17 protein-coding genes are annotated in these 20,178 nt (G+C 71.5%); 11 read left to right on the top strand and 6 right to left on the bottom strand.

The genetic code is table 11. The features are described from left to right. Window positions 1–93 precede the first annotated feature (93 nt). The 11 genes from ABD249_RS07485 to ABD249_RS07435 all read left to right on the top strand — a co-directional run bounded on the left by ABD249_RS07485 (window position 94) and on the right by ABD249_RS07435 (window position 11,927). The gene (locus ABD249_RS07485; protein WP_344342256.1) at window positions 94–672 is read left to right on the top strand and encodes a Dps family protein; all 579 of its coding nucleotides are present in this window, start codon (window positions 94–96) and stop codon (window positions 670–672) included. Between the two features lie 205 nt (window positions 673–877). After that, window positions 878–3,736, top strand: coding sequence for an excinuclease ABC subunit UvrA (gene uvrA, locus ABD249_RS07480; protein WP_344342544.1), 2,859 nt, complete (start codon window positions 878–880; stop codon window positions 3,734–3,736). Continuing rightward, window positions 3,737–5,629: an excinuclease ABC subunit UvrC gene (uvrC, locus tag ABD249_RS07475; protein ID WP_344342254.1), complete on the top strand. Its 1,893-nt coding sequence runs from the start codon at window positions 3,737–3,739 to the stop codon at window positions 5,627–5,629. Then, the gene (gene rapZ / locus ABD249_RS07470) at window positions 5,626–6,486 is read left to right on the top strand and encodes an RNase adapter RapZ (RefSeq protein ID WP_344342253.1); all 861 of its coding nucleotides are present in this window, start codon (window positions 5,626–5,628) and stop codon (window positions 6,484–6,486) included. Before uvrC ends, rapZ begins: the two co-directional genes overlap by 4 nt. A gap of 1 nt (window position 6,487) precedes the next feature. Then, complete coding sequence (gene whiA / locus ABD249_RS07465; protein ID WP_344342251.1) at window positions 6,488–7,453, top strand: DNA-binding protein WhiA; 966 nt, start codon at window positions 6,488–6,490, stop codon at window positions 7,451–7,453. Between the two features lie 95 nt (window positions 7,454–7,548). Next, on the top strand, window positions 7,549–8,172 hold the full coding sequence (locus ABD249_RS07460; RefSeq protein WP_344342250.1) for a superoxide dismutase: 624 nt from the start codon (window positions 7,549–7,551) through the stop codon (window positions 8,170–8,172). 75 nt (window positions 8,173–8,247) lie between these two features. Further along, entirely contained in the window at window positions 8,248–9,255 is a 1,008-nt protein-coding gene (gene gap / locus ABD249_RS07455) for a type I glyceraldehyde-3-phosphate dehydrogenase (RefSeq protein ID WP_344342249.1), read from the top strand. Next, window positions 9,255–10,466, top strand: a complete 1,212-nt coding sequence (locus ABD249_RS07450) for a phosphoglycerate kinase (protein ID WP_344342247.1) — start codon at window positions 9,255–9,257, stop codon at window positions 10,464–10,466. Before gap ends, ABD249_RS07450 begins: the two co-directional genes overlap by 1 nt. Continuing rightward, window positions 10,460–11,242 carry a triose-phosphate isomerase gene (tpiA, locus tag ABD249_RS07445; RefSeq protein WP_344342245.1) on the top strand — a complete coding sequence of 261 codons (783 nt, stop codon included), beginning with the start codon at window positions 10,460–10,462 and terminating at the stop codon, window positions 11,240–11,242. Before ABD249_RS07450 ends, tpiA begins: the two co-directional genes overlap by 7 nt. Window positions 11,243–11,316: 74 nt before the next feature. Next, entirely contained in the window at window positions 11,317–11,568 is a 252-nt protein-coding gene (gene secG, locus ABD249_RS07440; protein WP_344342244.1) for a preprotein translocase subunit SecG, read from the top strand. After that, on the top strand, window positions 11,568–11,927 hold the full coding sequence (locus ABD249_RS07435; RefSeq protein ID WP_344342242.1) for an RNA polymerase-binding protein RbpA: 360 nt from the start codon (window positions 11,568–11,570) through the stop codon (window positions 11,925–11,927). Before secG ends, ABD249_RS07435 begins: the two co-directional genes overlap by 1 nt. Before the next feature lie 67 nt (window positions 11,928–11,994). Here the strand turns inward: ABD249_RS07435 and pgl are convergent, their stop codons facing one another. From pgl to tkt, 6 genes are read right to left on the bottom strand one after another with little or no spacing between them, the layout of a single operon-like run. After that, the gene (gene pgl, locus ABD249_RS07430) at window positions 11,995–12,714 is read right to left on the bottom strand and encodes a 6-phosphogluconolactonase (protein ID WP_344342241.1); all 720 of its coding nucleotides are present in this window, start codon (window positions 12,712–12,714) and stop codon (window positions 11,995–11,997) included. Next, on the bottom strand, window positions 12,711–13,688 hold the full coding sequence (locus tag ABD249_RS07425) for a glucose-6-phosphate dehydrogenase assembly protein OpcA (RefSeq protein WP_344342238.1): 978 nt from the start codon (window positions 13,686–13,688) through the stop codon (window positions 12,711–12,713). The genes pgl and ABD249_RS07425 overlap by 4 nt, the downstream gene beginning before the upstream one ends. Continuing rightward, on the bottom strand, window positions 13,685–15,220 hold the full coding sequence (zwf, locus tag ABD249_RS07420) for a glucose-6-phosphate dehydrogenase (RefSeq protein ID WP_344342236.1): 1,536 nt from the start codon (window positions 15,218–15,220) through the stop codon (window positions 13,685–13,687). Before zwf ends, ABD249_RS07425 begins: the two co-directional genes overlap by 4 nt. Continuing rightward, entirely contained in the window at window positions 15,217–16,806 is a 1,590-nt protein-coding gene (locus ABD249_RS07415; protein WP_344342233.1) for a glucose-6-phosphate isomerase, read from the bottom strand. The genes zwf and ABD249_RS07415 overlap by 4 nt, the downstream gene beginning before the upstream one ends. Then, window positions 16,803–17,924, bottom strand: coding sequence for a transaldolase (gene tal, locus ABD249_RS07410; protein WP_425546294.1), 1,122 nt, complete (start codon window positions 17,922–17,924; stop codon window positions 16,803–16,805). Before tal ends, ABD249_RS07415 begins: the two co-directional genes overlap by 4 nt. After that, window positions 17,921–20,056 carry a transketolase gene (gene tkt, locus ABD249_RS07405; RefSeq protein WP_344342229.1) on the bottom strand — a complete coding sequence of 712 codons (2,136 nt, stop codon included), beginning with the start codon at window positions 20,054–20,056 and terminating at the stop codon, window positions 17,921–17,923. Before tkt ends, tal begins: the two co-directional genes overlap by 4 nt. Between the last annotated feature and the right edge of the window lie 122 nt (window positions 20,057–20,178).

Here is a 20,178-nt window from a genome sequence, read left to right as displayed (position 1 = left end):
AGGCGGGTCGGCGCGCGGCATGGCGTCAAGCCCGCGCGGAAGATCGCCGCACCTGGCAGCGTTGGACGCAGACGAGACGGAAGGAGCCTCACCATGACGAACGTCACCAGCTCGAAGCTCGACGAGGCGCCCTACACGGTGCCCGGACTCGCCCTCGGCGAGGGCCACGAGGCGGCGCGCACCCTGCAGGACCGCCTGCACGCGCTCAACGACCTGCAGCTCACGCTGAAGCACGCCCACTGGAACGTCGTGGGCCCGCAGTTCATCGCGGTCCACGAGATGCTCGACCCGCAGATCGAGCTCGTGCGCGGCTGGGTCGACGACCTCGCCGAGCGCATCGCGACGCTGGGCCTCGCGCCGAACGGCCTGCCGGGTGCGCTCGTCGACGCGCGCTCGTGGAACGACTACTCGGTCCATCGTGCGCCGACGCAGGCCCACATCGCGGCCCTGAACCTCGTGTACGACGGCGTCATCGCCGACTACCGCGCCGTGCAGGAGCGCCTGGGCGAGATCGACCCGATCTCCGAGGACATCGCGATCGAGCAGATCCGCGGCCTCGAGCAGTTCCAGTGGTTCCTGCGCGCGCACCTCGAGGACGCCTCGGGCACGATGCCGTCGGAGGACGCGGGGACCGAGCTCGACGCGGCTCGCGCCGCCGAGGCTCGCGCCTGACGCACCCGCGCATGCCGTTCGAGGGCCGGCCGTCACCCGTGGGTGGCGGCCGGCCCTCGTGCGTGCGGTCGCGCGCACGGTCGGACGGCGACGCGACCCGGCCGGCGGCGCGTCGGCGATCCGCCGGGCGCGAACCCGGCCAGGTCGTGTCGGTGGTCGGACGTAGGCTCGTCAGGTGACTGTCGACATCGCCTCCCACCGCGCCGTGGAGTCCTCGCTGGACCCCGACACGCCGCAGCTGAGCGTCAAGGGCGCACGCGTCCACAACCTCAAGGACGTCGACCTCGCCATCCCGCGCGACGCCCTCGTCGTCTTCACCGGGCTGTCCGGATCGGGCAAGTCGTCGCTCGCGTTCGACACGATCTTCGCCGAGGGGCAGCGCCGCTACGTCGAGTCCCTCTCGGCCTACGCGCGCCAGTTCCTCGGGCAGGTCGACCGCCCCGACGTCGACTTCATCGAGGGCCTGAGCCCTGCGGTCTCCATCGACCAGAAGTCGACGAACCGCAACCCGCGCTCCACGGTCGGCACCATCACCGAGGTCTACGACTACATGCGCCTGCTGTGGGCGCGCATCGGCATCCCGCACTGCGCGGTGTGCGGCGAGCGCATCCAGCGTCAGACGGTGCAGCAGATCGCCGACGAGCTCATGGAGCTCCCCGAGCGCACGCGCTACCAGCTGCTCGCGCCCGTCGTGCAGCAGAAGAAGGGCGAGTTCGCCGACCTCATCCGCAACCTCGTCGCCACCGGCTACTCGCGCGCCGTCATCGACGGCGAGGTCGTGCAGCTCGCCGAGGCACCCGCGCTCAAGAAGCAGGTCAAGCACGACATCGCCGTGGTCGTCGACCGCCTCGTGGCCGGTCCCGACATCCTCACGCGCCTCACCGACTCGCTCGAGACGGCGCTGCGCCTCGCCGACGGGCTCGTCATGGTCGACTTCGTCGACGACGGCTCGGCCGACGGCACGCGCACGTTCAGCGAGCGGCTGTCGTGCCCGAACCGCCATCCGGTGACGCTCACCGAGATCGAGCCCCGCACGTTCTCGTTCAACGCGCCGTTCGGATCGTGCAAGACCTGCGACGGCCTGGGCACGAAGATGGCCGTCGACGAGGACCTCGTGCTCGGCGACCACGAGCTGTCGATCGCCGAGGGCGTCCTCCTGCCGTGGACGCAGACGGGCAAGGGCCTCTACACGTACTTCGCGCGCCTCATGCAGGGCCTCGCGAAGGAGCTCGAGTTCTCGCTCGACACCCCGTGGAGCGACCTCCCGGACGACATCCGCGAGATCGTCCTGCGCGGCTCCGAGGGCAACGTCACCGTGAAGTGGCGCAACCGCTACGGCCGCACCCTCTCGTACAACTCCGGCTACGAGGGCCTGCTGCCGTACGTGCACCGCAAGTTCATGGAGGCCGACAGCGACTGGTCGCGGTCGAAGCACGGCGAGTACCTGCGCGAGGTGCCCTGCCCCGACTGCGGCGGTGCGCGCCTCATGCCCGAGGTCCTCTCGGTGCTCGTGCACGGCCACTCGATCTCCTCCGTGACCGAGATGAGCCTCGCCGACGCGCAGACGTTCATGGCCGAGCTCGACCTCACCGACCGCGAGGCGCGCATCGCCGCCGCGGTGCTGCGCGAGATCCGCGCGCGGCTGTCCTTCCTCATCCAGGTCGGGCTGCAGTACCTCTCGCTCTCGCGCGCCGCCGGCACGCTCTCGGGTGGCGAGGCGCAGCGCATCCGCCTCGCGACGCAGATCGGCTCCGGCCTCACGGGCGTGCTCTACGTGCTCGACGAGCCGTCGATCGGCCTGCACCAGCGCGACAACCGCAGGCTCATCGAGTCGCTCGTCGACCTCCGCGACCTCGGCAACACGCTCATCGTCGTCGAGCACGACGAGGACACCATCCGCACGGCCGACTGGATCGTCGACGTCGGCCCGGGCGCCGGCGAGCACGGCGGCGAGATCGTGCACTCCGGCACCTACGAGGAGCTGCTGCAGAACCGCGCCTCGCTCACGGGCGACTTCCTCGCCGGACGCGAGTCCATCGCCGTGCCGGCGACGCGTCGCACCGTCGACCCCGATCGCGTGCTGCGCATCGAGGGCGCGCGCGCGAACAACCTCCAGGGCATCGACGTCGACGTGCCGCTCGGCATGTTCGTGGCCGTCACGGGCGTCTCGGGCTCCGGCAAGTCGTCGCTCATCAACGACATCCTCTACAAGGTGCTCGCCAACGGGCTCAACGGCGCCAAGCAGGTGCCCGCGCGGCACCGCCGCGTCACCGGCCTGCACCACCTCGACAAGGTCGTGCACGTCGACCAGGCGCCCATCGGCCGCACGCCGCGCTCGAACCCCGCGACGTACACGGGCGTCTTCGACAAGATCCGCGTGCTCTTCTCCGAGACGACCGAGGCGAAGACGCGCGGCTACCTGCCCGGTCGCTTCTCGTTCAACGTCAAGGGCGGCCGCTGCGAGCACTGCCAGGGCGACGGCACCATCAAGATCGAGATGAACTTCCTGCCCGACGTGTACGTCGCGTGCGAGGTCTGCGAGGGCGCGCGCTACAACCGCGACACCCTCTCGGTGCACTACAAGGGCAAGTCGATCGCCGAGGTGCTCGAGATGCCGATCGAGGAGGCCGCCGACTTCTTCGAGGCGATCTCGTCGATCCATCGGTTCCTCAAGACGCTCGTCGACGTCGGGCTCGGCTACGTGCGGCTCGGCCAGTCCGCCACGACGCTCTCCGGCGGCGAGGCGCAGCGCGTCAAGCTCGCCACCGAGCTGCAGAAGCGCTCGACGGGTCGCTCGATCTACGTGCTCGACGAGCCGACGACGGGCCTGCACTTCGAGGACGTCCGCAAGCTCCTCAAGGTGCTCGACGGGCTCGTCGAGAAGGGCAACTCGGTCGTGACGATCGAGCACTCCCTCGACGTCATCAAGTCGGCCGACTGGCTCATCGACCTCGGCCCCGAGGGCGGCTCGGGCGGTGGCACCGTCGTCGCCGAGGGCACGCCCGAGCACCTCGCCACCGTCGAGGCGAGCCACACGGGCAGGTTCCTGGCAGAGATCCTCTAGATGGCAGACACCGTCCCGTACAAGCCGAGGCCGGGTGAGATCCCCACCCGGCCCGGCGTGTACCGGTTCCGCGACGAGCACGAGCGCGTCCTGTACGTCGGCAAGGCCAAGAACCTCCGCCAACGGCTGTCGAACTACTTCCAGCCGCTGCACTCGCTGCACGAGCGCACGCGGCGCATGGTGCTGTCCGCCGCTCGCGTCGAGTGGACGATCGTCGGCTCCGAGCTCGAGGCGCTCGAGCTCGAGTACACATGGATCAAGGAGTTCGAGCCTCCCTTCAACGTGCAGTTCCGCGACGACAAGTCGTACCCGTACCTCGCCGTCACGTTCGGCGACCCCGTGCCGCGCGTGCTCGTCACCCGCAACCACGACATCCGCGGCGCCCGCTACTTCGGGCCGTACGCGAAGACGTGGGCGATCCGCGAGACGCTCGACGTGCTGCTCAAGGCCTTCCCCATGCGGTCGTGCTCGCAGGCGGTCTACCGCAAGGCCGAGCGCCAGCAGCGGCCCTGCCTGCTCGGCGACATCGGCAAGTGCTCCGCGCCCTGCGTCGGCCGCGTCTCGCAGGCCGAGCACCGCGACGTGGCGAAGGCGCTGTCCGACTTCATGGGCGGCGGCGACCAGCGCGTCGTCGACGACGTCAAGGTGCGCATGCAGCAGGCGAGCGCGCGCGAGGAGTTCGAGCGCGCCGCGGGCCTCCGCGACCAGATGCTCGCGCTCGAGAACGTGCTGTCGAAGACGTCCGTCGTGCTGTCCGACGGCATCGACGCCGACGTCTTCGGCACGGTGCAGGACGAGCTCTCGGCGGCGGTGCACCTGTTCTCGGTGCGCGGCGGTCGCATCCGCGGCACCCGCTCGTGGGTCGTCGACACCGAGCTCGACATGACGCCGGCCGAGCTCGCGAGCCAGATGCTGCGCGTCGCCTACCAGGGCGACGATCCGCCGCCGCGCGACGTGCTCGTGCCGCACCTGCCCGAGAGCGCCGACGAGGTCGCGGTCTGGCTCGGCGAGCGTCGCGCCGCCCACGGGCTCCGCGGCGCCGTGGGCCTGCGCGTGCCGCAGCGCGGCGACCGCCGCCAGCTCGCCGACTCGGCGACCGCGAACGCCGCGCACGCGCTGCAGGTCGCGAAGACGCGTCGCACGAGCGACTACGGCTCGCGCGCGCTCGCGCTCGCCGACCTGCAGGAGGCGCTCGGCATGGACGAGGCGCCGCTGCGCATCGAGTGCTTCGACGTCTCGCATCTCGGCGGCACCGGCATCGTCGCCTCGATGGTCGTCTTCGAGGACGGCCTGCCGCGCAAGGACCAGTACCGCAAGTTCAAGGTCGCGCAGGCGGCCGACGACACCGACGCGATGCACCAGGTCCTCACCCGCAGGCTGCGGCACCTCGTCGAGGGCGACCCCGAGGAGGGGGAGGGGCGCAACCGCTTCGCGTACCCGCCGCAGCTGCTGCTCGTCGACGGCGGGCAGCCGCAGGTCGCCGCCGCGGCGAGGGCAGTGCGCGAGGCCGGTGCGTCGATCGCGATCGTCGGCATCGCCAAGCGCCTCGAGGAGCTCTGGCTCCCGGGCGACGACCATCCCGTGATCCTGCCCCGCACGAGCGAGGCGCTCTACCTCGTCCAGCGGCTGCGCGACGAGGCGCATCGCTTCGCGATCACCTACCAGCGGCAGCAGCGCTCGAGCGCGATCCAGAGCGAGCTCTCGGCCATCCCCGGCCTCGGCGACGAGCGCGTGCGCAGGCTGCTCAAGCACTTCGGCTCCGCGAAGCGCGTGCGCGCGGCGTCGCCGGAGGAGATCGCGGAGGTCAAGGGCATCGGTCCGAGGCTCGCGGAGCAGGTCTGGACGTCGCTGCAGTCCGATACGGTGGAGTCCGATCGACGAGGGGGATCGTGACCGCACGAGAGGTGCTCATCATCACCGGCATGTCCGGTGCAGGGCGGTCGACGGTGGCGAATGCGCTCGAGGACCTCGGCTACTACGTGGTCGACAACCTGCCGCCCATCATGCTGCGCCAGCTCGTCGACGTCGTCCCGGCCGCGTCCGAGCAGCTGCAGCGGCTCGCGATCGTCGTCGACGTGCGCGGCGGCGTCCTCTTCGACGACGCCATGCGCCTCATCGAGACGCTGCGCACCGAGATGCCCATGACGGTCGTCTACCTCGAGGCGAGCGACGCGACGCTCGTGCGCCGCTTCGAGCAGGTGCGCAGGCCGCACCCGCTCCAGGGCGACGGCACGATCCTCGACGGCATCCGCACCGAGCGTGCGCGCCTCGCCGGCATCCGCGACCTCGCCGACGTGCTGCTCGACACGAGCGACATCAACGTCCACGAGCTCACGACGCGCGTCCGCGACCGCTTCTCCCGCGGCGAGGAGGGCGAGGTGCGCCTCACGGTCCTCTCCTTCGGGTTCAAGTACGGCACGCCGCCGGACGCCGACCTCATCGCCGACATGCGCTTCCTGCCGAACCCGTTCTGGCAGCCGGAGCTCAAGGCGCACACGGGCCTCGACGACGCGGTCCGCGACTACGTGCTCGCGCAGGAGGGCGCCACGGAGTTCGCCGACGCCTACCTCGTGGCGCTGCAGCCGGTCCTCGCCGGCTACGCGCGGGAGAACAAGCGATACGCCGTGCTCGGCATCGGCTGCACGGGCGGCAAGCACCGCTCCGTCGCGATGTCCGAGCACCTCGCCGCACGACTCGCCGACGCAGGCGTGTCCGTGACGGTGCAGCACCGAGACCTGGGAAGGGAGTGACGTGACCCTGACGCACGACGTCAAGGAGGAGCTCGCGCGCGTGCGCGTGCAGCGACCGCAGGCCAGGGCGGCGGAGGTGGCCTCCCTGCTCCGGTTCTCGGGAGGGCTCCACGTCATCTCCGGCCGGGTCGCGGTCGAGAGCGAGGTCGAGTCCGCCGCCATCGCGCGCCGTCTCGGGCGCGACCTGCTCGACCTGTACGGGGTGCGCGCCGAGATCGCCGTGATCTCCGGCGGGGCGCGCCAGCGGGCGTACCTCGTGCGCGTGGTCGCGCAGGGCGAGACCCTCGCACGCCAGACGGGGCTGCTCGACGCACGCCGTCGTCCCGTGCGCGGCCTGCCGAACCGCCTCACCACCGGCTCGCTCGAGGACCTCGCCGCCGTCTGGCGCGGCGCGTTCCTCGCGCAGGGCTCGCTCACCGACCCCGGCCGCTCGGCGGCGCTCGAGATCGCCTCGCCCGGCAACGAGGCGGCCATGGCGATCGTCGGCGCCGCGCAGCGGCTCGGCGTGCCCGCGAAGTCGCGCGAGGTGCGCGGCGTCCACCGCGTCGTCGTCCGCGACACCGAGCCGATCTCGCGCCTGCTGTCCGCGATGGGCGCGTCGGAGACCGTCGAGTCGTGGATGCAGATGCGCCAGCAGCGCGAGGTGCGCGCGAACGCGAACCGACTCGTGAACTTCGACGACGCGAACCTGCGCCGCAGCGCGCAGGCGGCCGTCGCGGCGTGCGCCCGCGTCGAGCGAGCGCTCGAGATCCTCGGCCCCGACGTCCCCGAGCACCTCGCCTACGCCGGCAGGCTGCGCCTCGACCACCGCGACGCGTCGCTCGACGACCTCGGCCGCCGCGCCGACCCGGCCATGACGAAGGACGCCGTGGCCGGCCGCATCCGTCGCCTCCTCGCGCTCGCCGACAAGACGGCGGAGGATCGCGGCATCCCGGACACCGAGGCCGCAGTCCCCGAGCTCGACTGAGCGGGCTCGCAACCCCGTCGTCGGGAACATCTCGGCGACTAGGATCGCTGTACGAGACGTACGCGACGACCATCGTTCGATCGAAGGAGACACGCATGACCGTCTACACCCTGCCCGAGCTGCCCTACGACTACGCGGCCCTCGAGCCGCACATCAGCGCCAAGATCATGGAGCTGCACCACGACAAGCACCACAAGACGTACGTCGACGGTGCGAACACGGCGCTCGAGCAGCTCGCCGCCGCGCGCGACGCGGGCGAGTTCGGCACGGTCTCGAAGCTCGAGAAGGACCTCGCCTTCCACCTCGGCGGCCACACGAACCACACGATCTTCTGGAACAACCTCTCCGGCGACGGCGGCGGCGAGCCCGAGGGCGAGCTCGCGGCGGCGATCGGCGAGTTCTTCGGCGACCACGCCAAGTTCCAGGCGCACTTCTCGGCCAACGCCACGGCCATCCAGGGCTCCGGCTGGTCCGTCCTCGCATGGGACTCGATCGCCGAGCGGCTCAACGTCTTCCAGCTCTTCGACCAGCAGGGCAACGTGCCGGTCGGCACGCAGCCCATCCTCATGCTCGACATGTGGGAGCACGCCTTCTACCTCGACTACCTCAACGTCAAGGCCGACTACGTCAAGGCGTTCTGGAACATCGTGAACTGGCAGGACGCGCAGGCGCGCTTCGACGCCGCCCGCACCAAGACCCAGGGTCTCATCACCCTCTAGATCCACCCCTGCAGGGGGCTCGAGAAGAGAGAGCCCGAGCCCCCTGCACCACCCCACCCACACCAGGGAGCAGGAATGACCACGAAGGTTGGCATCAACGGCTTCGGCCGCATCGGTCGCAACTTCCTCCGCGCGGCGCTCGAGCAGGGCGCCGACATCGAGATCGTCGGCGTGAACGACCTCACGGACAACGCGACGCTCGCGCACCTCCTCAAGTTCGACTCGGTGGGCGGCGTGCTCGACGTGCCCGTCCACAGCGACGGCTCGTCGATCACGGTCGGCGACCAGACGTTCCAGGCGCTCGCCGAGCGCGACCCGAAGGCGCTCCCGTGGGGCGACCTCGGCGCGGACGTCGTCATCGAGTCGACCGGCATCTTCACGAAGACCGGCGCAGCGAGCCAGCACATCGAGGCCGGTGCGAAGAAGGTCATCATCTCCGCTCCCGCGTCCGACCCCGCGCCGACGTTCGTCATGGGCGTCAACGAGGGCGACTACGACCCGGCGACGGACCACGTCATCTCGAACGCGTCGTGCACGACGAACTGCCTGGCACCCCTCGCGGGCGTCTTCCACCAGGCGTTCGGCATCGAGCGCGGCTTCATGATGACGGCGCACGCCTACACGGCCGACCAGAACCTGCAGGACGGCCCGCACAAGGACCTCCGTCGTGCGCGCGGCGCCGCGATCAACATCGTCCCCACCTCCACGGGTGCGGCGAAGGCGATCGGCCTCGTGCTGCCGGAGCTCAACGGCCTGCTCGACGGCTCGTCCTACCGCGTGCCCGTGCCCACGGGCTCGATCGTCGACCTGACGCTCGTGACGCGCGACGGCCTCACGGTCGACGAGATCAACGACGCCTACCGCGCGGCGGCCGAGTCCGGCCCGCTCGCGAACGTGCTGCAGTTCTCGGAGGACGCGCTCGTGTCGAGCGACATCCAGGGCAACCCGCACTCGGCGATCTTCGACTCGGGCCTGACCTCGGTCATCGGCAACCTCGTGAAGGTCTCGGCCTGGTACGACAACGAGTGGGGCTACTCGAACCGTCTCGTCGACCTGACGAGCTACGTCGGCGCGAAGCTCTGATGCCGGTCCGGACGCTCGAGTCCCTCGGGGACCTCGCGGGGCGCACCGTCCTGGTGCGCTGCGACCTCAACGTCCCGCTCAAGGACGGCGTCATCGGCGACGAGGGACGCATCGCGGCCTCCGTGCCGACGCTGCGCCACCTCCTCGACGCGGGCGCGCGGGTCGTCGCGATGTCCCACCTCGGGCGTCCGGACGGCTCGCCCGACCCGGCGTACTCCCTCGCTCCCGTCGCCGAGCGGCTCGCGTCGCTCCTCGGCACCGAGGTCGCCTTCGCGACCGACACCGTGGGGGAGGATGCCGCAGCCAAGCGCGCCGCGCTGACCGACGGCGCCATCGTGCTGCTCGAGAACCTGCGCTTCGACGCGCGGGAGACCAGCAAGGACGACGCGGAGCGCGCCGCGTTCGCCGAGCGGCTCGCTGAGGGTGCCGACGCGTTCGTCTCCGACGGCTTCGGCGTCGTGCACCGCAAGCAGGCGAGCGTCTACGAGGTCGCGAGCCTCGTGCCGAGCGCAGCCGGCCTCCTCGTCGCCGGCGAGCTCGACGTCCTGTCGCGCCTCACGGAGGAGCCGGAGCACCCGTACACCGTCGTGCTCGGCGGCTCGAAGGTCTCCGACAAGCTCGGCGTCATCGAGCACCTGCTGCCGCGCGTCGACCAGGTGCTCGTCGGCGGTGGCATGCTCTTCACCTTCCTCGCCGCGCAGGGGCACTCGGTGGGAAAGAGCCTGCTGGAGGCCGAGCAGCTCGAGACGGTGCGCGGCTACCTGCACCAGGCGGAGGCCTCGGGCGTCGAGATCGTCCTGCCGACGGACGTCGTGGTCGCGGAGGCGTTCGACGCCGACGCCGCCCACGAGACCGTCGCCGCCGACGCGATCGAGTCGAGCGCGTTCGGCGAGGCCGGCATCGGCCTCGACATCGGCCCCGACACCGCGAAGGACTTCGCCGCACGCATCGCGGCATCGCGCACGGTGTTCTGGAACGGCCCGATGGGCGTGTTCGAGATGCCGGCGTTCGCGAACGGCACGAAGGCCATCGCGCAGGCGCTCACCGAGGTCGACGGCCTCGGCGTCGTCGGCGGCGGCGACTCGGCGTCCGCGGTCCGCTCGATGGGCTTCGCCGACGACGACTTCGACCACATCTCGACCGGAGGTGGCGCGAGCCTCGAGTTCCTCGAGGGCAAGCGACTGCCAGGACTGGAGGCACTCGGATGGTGACCCGTACCCCGCTCATCGCAGGCAACTGGAAGATGAACCTCGACCACCTGGACGCGATCCGGGTGGTGCAGAAGCTCGCCTGGACGCTGCAGGACGCCAAGCACGACGTGCGCGACGCCGAGGTCGCGGTCTTCCCGCCGTTCACCGACCTGCGCAGCGTGCAGTCGCTCGTCGCCGCGGAGCGCTTCGACATCGCCTACGGCGGCCAGGACGTCTCCGAGCACGACTCGGGCGCGTACACCGGCGAGATCAGCCCCGTCTTCCTCGCACGCCTCGACTGCCGCTACGTGCTCGTGGGCCACTCCGAGCGTCGCCAGATCCACGGCGAGAGCGACGAGCTCATCGGTCGCAAGGCCGCCGCGGCGCTGCGTCACGGCGTGACGCCGATCATCTGCATCGGCGAGACGGCCGAGGACCTCGAGCAGCACGGTGCCTCCGCGGTGCCCGTGCAGCAGATCCGGACGATCCTCGACGGCCTGCCGGCCGGCGAGGTCGTCGTCGCGTACGAGCCGGTCTGGGCCATCGGCTCCGGCCAGGCGGCCACGGCCGAGCAGGCGCAGGAGGTGTGCGCCGCGATCCGCGCCGCGATCGCCGACGCCCGCGGCGCCGAGGCGGCCGAGTCGACCCGCATCCTCTACGGCGGCAGCGTCAAGTCCGCGAACATCGCGGGCTTCATGCGGCAGCCCGACGTCGACGGCGCGCTCGTCGGCGGTGCGAGCCTCGACGCCGTCGAGTTCGCGGCGATCAGCCGCTTCACCCACCACGTCGGCACCTGACGCACGCCTGGGCCCACGGGGGCCCAGGCTGCGATAGACTGACCGATCGACCAGAACTTCTCCGAGAGGCGAACGTGGAGATCCTCCAGATCATCATGCAGGTGATCCTCGGCATCACGTCGGTGCTGCTGACGCTGCTCATCCTGCTGCACAAGGGCCGCGGTGGCGGACTGTCCGACATGTTCGGCGGCGGCATCTCGTCGTCGATGGGCTCGTCGGGCGTCGCCGAGCGCAACCTGAACATCCTCACCGTGACGTTCGTCCTCACCTGGATCACGTCGATCACGGTGCTGGGCGTCATCACGCGATTCAGCGGGGGTGCCTGATGGCCTCGGGCGGCAGCGCCATCCGGGGCTCGCGCGTCGGCGCAGGCCCCATGGGCGAGCAGGACCGCGGCTTCCACGCCGAGCGCGTCGCGATCTCCTACTGGGACGCGTCGGGCAACGAGACGGTGCGCTACTTCGCCGCCGACCTCCCCGAGGACGAGATCCCCGAGGTCATCGACTCGCCGCAGACGGGCCTGCCCGCCGGCCGCGACAAGGATGCCCCGCCGCAGGTCTCGAAGGCCGAGCCGTACAAGACGCACCTCGCCTACGTGAAGGAGCGCCGCACGCCCGAGGAGGCGGAGCAGCTGCTCGACGAGGCGCTGCAGAAGCTGCGCGCACGCCGCGGTCAGGCGTCCTGACGCTCCGTCGGCGCTGACGACACGGGCCCCGCATCCATCGGATGCGGGGCCCTCGTCGTGCCGGTGCTCAGTCGAGCATGCCGTCGGGCAGGAGCGATGCCGCGGCGCGATCGACGAGGTAGCGCGTCTCCTGCGTGCCATGGACGCCGGCGGCCGGCACCTCGTGACGATCGGCGGCCGACATGGCGAGCGCGAGCGCCGATGCCTTGTCGTCGCCGGCGACGACGATCCACACGCGCCGCGCGCGGTTGAGCGAGCCGAACGTGAGGCTCAGCCGGTCCGGCGGCGGCTTGGGGGAGTCGCGGACCGCGATGACGCCCGGCTCGTCGACGTCGGTGCCGTCGTGGCCGGGGAACAGCGACGCGACGTGCGCGTCCGGACCCATGCCGAGCAGCACGAGGTCGAGGGCGCGATCGCCCAGCTCGCCCGACGCGGCAGCGGCGGCCGCGTCGAGGTCATGGCCGGCGTCCGAGGCGGGCATCTCGTGCACGTTCGCGGCGGGCACGTCGACGTGGTCGAGCAGCGCCTCGCGCGCCTGCAGCGCGTTCCGCTCGCCGTCGGCCGCGGCCACGAACCGCTCGTCGCCCCACCAGCAGTGGATGCGCGACCAGTCGAGCGCGCGGCCGCGCAGCGCGGCGAGCAGCTCGATGCCGACGGAGCCGCCCGTGAGGGCGACGTGGCACTCGTCCTGCTCGGCGAGCACGGCGCCGATCGTCGCGGCGATGCGGTCGGCGGTCTCGCCGACGAGCGACGCGCGATCGGCGTGGACCACGAGCTGGCGGCTCATCGGCTTCCTCCCTCGGGTGCGGGCACGCTCGTGCCCGCGGTGCCCGAGATGCGGATCGCCTCGAGCACCTGGTGGTACATCTCGTCGGGGTCGAGCCTGCGCAGCTCCTCGGCGAGCTGGTCGCGCAGCTGCCGGTGCGAGAGGGCGACCTCGTGGTCGGGCTGCCCGGGGATCTGCAGCAGACCCGTCGACGGCCGGATGCGCGTGAGCGTCGCGTCGCCGGAGGCGCGCGTGAGCGTCACGGACGACAGCCCGCTCGAGCCGAGCGGCCCGTCGGCGCGCGACGACACGTCGACGTCGACGCCGAGGCGCAGTCGGAGCCATGCGGCCATGAGGTGCACCGAGGGGCTGCGGAGCGCGCCGGTGACGCGTGCGTGCAGCACGGGCTCGTAGGGCGGCTGGTCGAGCACGGCGGCGAGCTGCGCGCGCCAGTTCGTGACGCGCGTCCACGCGAGGTCGGTGTCGCCGGGCTCGTAGCCCTCGGCGAGCGCACGGATGACGGATCGCGGATCCTCCTGGCGGGAGGCGTCCGTGATGCGTCGCTGCGCGAGCGCGCCGAGCTGCGCCGAGGCGGGGTGCTCCGGCATGCGGTGCGGCCACCAGCACACGACGGGCGCGTCGGGCAGCAGCAGGCCCTGCACGACGCCGATGAGATGCTCGCCGACGGCGCCGAAGCAGCGCAGCAGCACGACCTCGCTCGCGCCGGCGTCGCCGCCGACGCGGATCTCGGCGTCGAGGCTCGGCGCCTCGGCAGCGGCGACCTCGTCGATCGAGCGCGACACCACGAGGACGCGCATCGGGTGCTCGCGGCTGGCCTCGTTCGCCGCCTGGATCGCATCCTCCTCCTCGCCGAGGTGGGTGTGGATGATGAGCGTGAGCACGCGCCCGAGGGCGAGCACGCCGCCCTCCTCGCGGATCTCGATGAGTCGGCGCTGGATCGCGCTCGTCGTCGTGCCCTCGAGCGTGACGATCACGGGCGCCTCCAATGCCGGTCGGTGCGCCGCAGCATGGCGTCGGCGCTCGCCGGACCCCACGATCCGGGCGGGTACTGCTCGAGCGGACCGCCCGTGGCGGCCCAGTGGTCCTCGACGGGGTCGAGGATCGCCCACGACAGCTCGACCTCGCGCGCCTGCGGGAACAGCGGCGGATCGCCGAGCAGCACGTCGAGGATGAGGCGCTCGTACGCCTCGGGGGACTCCTCCGTGAAGGCGTGGCCGTAGCCGAAGTCCATCGTGACGTCGCGGACGTGCATGCCGGGTCCGGGGACCTTCGAGCCGAAGCGGATCGAGGTGCCCTCGTCGGGCTGCACGCGGATGACGAGGGCGTTCTCGCCCATCGACTGCGTCGCGGTGTCGGGGAAGAGGTACTGCGACGCGCGCTTGAACACGATCGCGATCTCGGTGACGCGACGGCCGAGGCGCTTGCCGGCGCGCAGGTAGAACGGCACGCCCGACCAGCGTCGGTTGTCGACCTCGAGCGTGATGGCGGCGTAGGTCTCGGTGCCCGAGTCGGGCGCCATGCCGTCCTCGTCGAGGAAGCCGGTCACCTGCTCGCCGCCCTGCCAGCCGCCCTCGTACTGGCCGCGTGCCGTCGATGCGTCGAGGTCGCCGGGGATGCGGGCTGCCGAGAGCACCTTCTCCTTCTCGGTGCGGAGGTCGACGGCGTCGAACGACACCGGCTCCTCCATCGCCGTGAGCGCGAAGAGCTGCAGGAGGTGGTTCTGGATGACGTCGCGCGCCGCGCCGATGCCGTCGTAGTAGCCGGCTCGGCCGCCGACGCCGATGTCCTCGGCCATCGTGATCTGCACGTGGTCGATGTAGTTGGCGTTCCAGATCGGCTCCCACAGGTTGTTCGCGAACCTGAGGGCGAGGATGTTCTGGACCGTCTCCTTGCCGAGGTAGTGGTCGATGCGGAACACGCTGTCGGGCGGGAAGACCGAGTCGACGACCGTGGCGAGCTCGCGCGCCGACTGCAGGTCGTGGCCGAACGGCTTCTCGATGACGACGCGACGCCACGAGGAGTCGCTCGTCGCGACGCCCGACCGCTTGAGCTGCTGCGTCACGACGGGGAACTGCCCCGGTGGGATCGAGAGGTAGAACGCGTAGTTCCCCATCGTCCCGCGGGCGCCGTCGAGCTCGTGCAGCGTCTCGGCGAGCCGATCGAAGGCGTCGTCGTCGTCGAAGTCGCCGCGCACGAAGCGGAAGCCCTCGGCGAGCTGGGCGAAGACGTCCTCGCGGAACGGCGTGCGCGCGTGCTTGCGCACGGCGCCCTCGACGACCTCGCGGAACGCATCCGCATCCCAGTCGCGCCTGCCGTAGCCCACGAGCGAGAAGCCCGGGGGCAGCAGGCCGCGGTTGGCGAGGTCGTAGATCGCCGGCAGCAGCTTCTTCTGCGCGAGGTCTCCCGTGACGCCGAACAGCACGAGGGCGTTCGGCTCGGGGATGCGCGTCAGACGGAGGTCCGTCGTGTCGCGCAGCGGATTCGTCCAGCCCGCCGGAGCGCTCATGCGGCGACTGCGGCGGCCAGGCGGCGGTACCCGTCGTCGAGGTCGGTCAGCGTCAGGGTGAGCACCGGACGGTCGTGCCCGGCGAGCACGGTGGCATCGCCACCGGCCTGCGCCTGCAGCAGCTGGCCGAACGTGAACGGACGGTCCGGGATCTCGAGGTCCTCGGCGGGGGCGCCGAGGATCTGCAGGAAGACGCCCGCGGGCTTGCCGCCCTTGTGGTACTGGCCGGTCGAGTGCAGGAAGCGCGGACCCCATCCGAAGGTCACGGGGCGCTGGACGCGCGCCGCGATGATGTCGCGGAGCGTCGCGAAGCGCTCCTCGCCGAGGCGATCGAGGTACGTGTGCACCGCGAGGTAGCCGTCGGCGGGGACGGCTGCGAGGAGCGCGTCGATCGACGACTCGAGCGTGTCGCCCGAGACCGAGCCGCGCAGCTCGATCGACCCGTCGACGACGTCGGCGGCCGCGGGCGGCGCGAGCGTGTCGAGGAGCCCGCGCGCAGCGTCCTTCGCCGACTCGACGTCCGGCTGGTCGAACGGGTCGATGCCGAGCAGGCGCCCGGCGACGGCGGTCGCGAACTCCCACACGAGCAGCTGCGCGCCGAGCGTGCCGGCCACCTCGACCTCGCCCGCGGCGACCTCGCGCGCCTCGGCGCGCGAGCCCACGACGCGGACGACCTGGAGGTCGGAGAGGTCCTCGCCGAGCTCGGGCGCGTCGACGTCGAGGACGACCGGCAGCACGCCGGTGCCCTGCTTGCCCGTCGACTCGGCGATGAGCTGCTCGGCCCAGTCGGCGAACCCGACGATGTGCGTGCCGTCGGCGACGATCCCGAGGTAGTCCTTGCGCGGCGACGTGCCCGCGAGGACGGCCGCGAGCCGCAGGCCGGGGTTGTCCTCGGAGTCCTCGCTGACCACGGGCAGCGCGGCCTCGGCCTCGTCGAGCAGCTCGGCGACGTCGACGCCCGCGAGCGCGGACGGGACGATGCCGAACGCCGTGAGCGCCGAGTAGCGGCCGCCGACGTTCGGGTCGGCGTTGAACACGCGGAAGCCCGCCTCGCGCGCGGAGGCGTCGAGGGGGCTGCCGGGGTCGGTGACGACGATGATGCGCTCGGTCGGGTCGATGCCCGCGTCGCGGAACCACGCCTCGAAGACGCGGCGCTGGCTGTCGGTCTCGAGCGTCGAGCCCGACTTCGACGACACGACGATCGCCGTGCGCTCGAGCTCGTCGCGCAGCGCCGTGAGGACCTGGCCGGGCTCGGTGGAGTCGAGCACCGTGAGGTGCACGCCGAACGTGCGCGTGATGACCTCGGGTGCGAGCGACGATCCGCCCATGCCCGCGAGGGCGAAGCGGTCGACGCCCTTGGCGGCGAGGTCGGCCTTGAGCGCGAGCACGTCGTCGACGATGCCTCGCGTCGTCGACGCGGCGTCGATCCAGCCGAGGCGCTTGGAGGCCTCGGCCTCGGCGGCCTCGCCCCACAGGGTCGAGTCCTTCGCGGCGATGCGGCCGGCGACGCCGTCCGCGACGAGCTGCGGCACGACGCGGTCGATGGCGTCCTGCGCGGCGCCGGTGGCGTGGAGCACGAAGGTCATCGGTCGCCCCCCGCCTTGGCCAGCTGGCCGTCGACGGTCTCGACGAGCTCGTCCCACGAGGCGACGAACTTGTCGACGCCCTCGCGCTCGAGCTGGTCGGTCACCTCGACGTAGGAGATGCCCTGCGCCTCGACGGCGTCGAGCACGCCCTGCGCGGACTCGACGTTCGCCGAGATCTCGTCGCCGGTGACGACGCCGTGGTCGGCGAGCGCCTCGAGCGTCTTCTCGGGCATCGTGTTGACCGTCTCGGGTGCTGCGAGCTCCGTGACGTAGAGGGTGTCGGGCAGCGAGGGGTCCTTGACGCCCGTCGACGCCCACAGCGGGCGCTGCGAGTTCGCGCCGGCGGCGAGGAGGGTCTGCGCGCGCTCCGAGGAGAACGCCTCCTGCCACACGCCGTAGGCGAGGCGCGCGTTCGCGATGCCCGCCTTCGACTTCAGGGCCGTGGCCTCGTCGGTGCCGATGGCCTCCAGACGCTTGTCGATCTCGCTGTCGACGCGCGAGACGAAGAACGACGCGACCGAGTGGATGGTCGAGAGGTCGTGGCCCGCCTGCTGCGCGCGCTCGAGGCCCGTGAGGTAGGCGTTGACGACGTCGCGGTAGCGGTCGAGCGAGAAGATCAGCGTGACGTTGACGCTGATGCCGGCGCCGATCGTCTCGGCGATCGCCTCGAGGCCCGCCTTCGTCGCGGGAATCTTGATGAGCACGTTCTCGCGGCCGACGCGCTCGTGGAGCGCCTTGGCCTCGTCGACGGTGCCCTGGGTGTCGAACGCGAGGCCGGGGGAGACCTCGATCGACACGCGACCGTCGATGCCGCTCGTCGCGGCGTAGATCGGCTGGAAGATGTCGCACGCGGCGGCGACGTCCTCCGTCGTCAGGGTGCGGATGACCTCGTGCACGTCGGCGCCGCCGGCCTTGAGCTCGGAGAGGCGGGCCTCGTAGCGCTCGCCGTTCGCGAGCGCCGCCGCGAAGATCGAGGGGTTCGTCGTGACGCCGACGACGTCGCGCGTCTCGATGAGCTCCTGCAGGTTGCCGGTCTCGATGCGCTCGCGCGACAGGTCGTCGAGCCAGATGCTGACGCCGACGTCGCTGAGGGCCTTCGTGGAATCCGTCATGCTCATGCCTCCTTGGTCTCTGCGAGCGACTCGCGCGCCGCGGCCACCACGGCCTGGTGCGTCATGCCGAACTCGCTGAACAGGGTCTTGTAGTCGGCGCTCGCGCCGAAGTGGTCGATGCCGACGGTGCGGCCGGCGTCGCCGACGATGCCCGCCCACGTGAGGGTCGAGCCCGCCTCCACCGAGACGCGCGCCTTGACGGCCTTCGGCAGCACCGACGCGCGGTACGCGTCGGGCTGCTCGGCGAACCACTCGAGGCTCGGCGCGGCGACGACGCGGGTGCCGACGCCCTCGGCCTCGAGCACCTCGCGCGCGGCGACGGCGATCTGCACCTCGGAGCCGGTCGCGATCAGGATGACCTCGGGGGTCTCGGACGACGACTCGACGAGCACGTACGCGCCGCGCGCGACGTTGGACGCCGCGGCGAACGTCTCGCTCGTCGCCTCGCCCTCGCCGCGCTCGAACGTCGGGATCGGCTGACGCGTGAGCGCGATGCCCACGGGCTTGCCGCGACGCTCGAGGATCGTCTTCCACGCCCACGCCGTCTCGTTTGCGTCCGAGGGGCGCACGACGTCGAAGCCGGGGATGGCGCGCAGGGTCGCGAGCTGCTCGATCGGCTGGTGCGTCGGGCCGTCCTCGCCGAGCGCGACGGAGTCGTGCGTCCAGACGTGGATGGGGTGCGCGGCCATGAGGGCCGCGAGGCGCAGCGCGGGGCGCTGGTAGTCGCTGAAGATCAGGAACGTGCCGCCGTAGGCGCGCGTGTTGCCGTGCAGCACGATGCCGTTGAGGATCGCGGCCATCGCGTGCTCGCGGATGCCGAAGTGCATCGTGCGACCGCCGAACGACGCGTCGGGGAAGACCTTGGTGCCGGAGCCGGAGGGCAGGAACGAGCCGAAGCCCTCGAGCGTCGTGTTGTTCGACTCCGCGAGGTCGGCCGAGCCGCCCCACAGCTCCGGGACGACGGGCGCGAGCGCGTTGAGCACCTTGCCGCTCGCGGCGCGCGTCGCGACGTCGGTGCCCGCCTCGAACACGGGCAGCGCCTCCTCGACGCCGTCGGGCAGCTCGCCGGTCTCGAGGCGGTCGAGCAGCGCCTTGCGCTCGGGGTTCGCCGACGCCCATGCGTCGAAGCGCTCCTGCCAGGTGCGACGGGTCGCGGCGGCGCGGTCGCGTGCGTTCTCGCGGGTGTGCTCGAGCACGCCCTCGGGGAGCGCGAAGTGCTCCTCGGGGTCGAAGCCCAGCAGCTCCTTCGTCGCCGCGAGCTCCTCGGCGCCGAGCTTCGATCCGTGGATCTTGCCCGTGTTGCGCTTCGTGGGGGCCGGCCAGCCGATGATGGTCCGCAGCACGATGATCGACGGCTTCGTGCTCTCGGCCTTCGCGGCCTCGATCGCGGCGTGGAGGGCCGGGAGGTCCTCGTGGTAGTCGGCGTCGTCCTTCGGGTCGCCGGAGCGCCAGTCGACCTCGAGCACCTGCCAGCCGTAGGCCTCGTAGCGCGCCTTGACGTCCTCGGTGAAGGCGACGTCGGTGTCGTCCTCGATCGAGATCTGATTGGAGTCGTAGATCGCGATGAGGCGACCGAGCTCCTGGCGGCCCGCGAGGGAGCCGGCCTCGCTCGTCACGCCCTCCTGGAGGTCGCCGTCGCCGGCGATGACGTACGTGTAGTGGTCGAACGGGCTCTCGCCGTCGGCCGCGTCGGGATCGAGGAGCGCGCGCTCGAAGCGCTGCGCGTAGGCGAAGCCGACGGCGGAGGCGAGGCCCTGGCCGAGCGGTCCGGTCGTGATCTCGACGCCGTCGGTGTGGCCGTACTCGGGGTGGCCCGGGGTCTTGGAGCCCCAGGTGCGCAGGCGCTGCAGGTCGTGGAGCTCGAGGCCGTCGCCGGCGAGGAAGAGCTGCACGTACTGCGTGATCGACGAGTGGCCCGCCGAGAGGATGAAGCGGTCGCGACCGATCCAGTGGTGATCCGCGGGATCGCGGTCCAGGACCTTCTGGAACAGGAGGTACGCGGCAGGTGCGAGGCTCATCGCGGTGCCTGGGTGGCCGTGACCGGCCTTCTCCACGGCGTCTGCGGCGAGCAGCCTGGCCGTGTCCACGGCCTTCGCGTCGGTCTCAGTCCATTCGAGCGTCAAAGCGGGCCCTTCCATGCGGGATCGGCCCCACGGCGTGGCGGGACCGATGCAGAGGTGGTGCGACGGTGCCAAGCATAGTGACGGGGCCATGCTCGGCCCGGCCCCTTGCGGACGGGTAGACTCGAAGCGTCACATCG

Origin of the sequence: Agrococcus versicolor, assembly GCF_039531815.1 — a bacterium.
GTDB lineage: Bacteria > Actinomycetota > Actinomycetes > Actinomycetales > Microbacteriaceae > Agrococcus > Agrococcus versicolor.
This window is presented reverse-complemented; position numbering and strand designations above follow the sequence as displayed.

Coding starts and splice junctions, on each gene's coding strand:
- ABD249_RS07415 (WP_344342233.1), bottom strand. CDS start 16,806: ATGACCTTCGTGCTCCACGCCACCGGCGCCGCGCAGGACGCCATCGAC.
- pgl (WP_344342241.1), bottom strand. CDS start 12,714: ATGAGCCGCCAGCTCGTGGTCCACGCCGATCGCGCGTCGCTCGTCGGC.
- uvrC (WP_344342254.1), top strand. CDS start 3,737: ATGGCAGACACCGTCCCGTACAAGCCGAGGCCGGGTGAGATCCCCACC.
- ABD249_RS07435 (WP_344342242.1), top strand. CDS start 11,568: ATGGCCTCGGGCGGCAGCGCCATCCGGGGCTCGCGCGTCGGCGCAGGC.
- tkt (WP_344342229.1), bottom strand. CDS start 20,056: ATGGAAGGGCCCGCTTTGACGCTCGAATGGACTGAGACCGACGCGAAG.
- ABD249_RS07450 (WP_344342247.1), top strand. CDS start 9,255: ATGCCGGTCCGGACGCTCGAGTCCCTCGGGGACCTCGCGGGGCGCACC.
- ABD249_RS07485 (WP_344342256.1), top strand. CDS start 94: ATGACGAACGTCACCAGCTCGAAGCTCGACGAGGCGCCCTACACGGTG.
- gap (WP_344342249.1), top strand. CDS start 8,248: ATGACCACGAAGGTTGGCATCAACGGCTTCGGCCGCATCGGTCGCAAC.
- tpiA (WP_344342245.1), top strand. CDS start 10,460: ATGGTGACCCGTACCCCGCTCATCGCAGGCAACTGGAAGATGAACCTC.
- ABD249_RS07460 (WP_344342250.1), top strand. CDS start 7,549: ATGACCGTCTACACCCTGCCCGAGCTGCCCTACGACTACGCGGCCCTC.
- tal (WP_425546294.1), bottom strand. CDS start 17,924: ATGAGCATGACGGATTCCACGAAGGCCCTCAGCGACGTCGGCGTCAGC.
- zwf (WP_344342236.1), bottom strand. CDS start 15,220: ATGAGCGCTCCGGCGGGCTGGACGAATCCGCTGCGCGACACGACGGAC.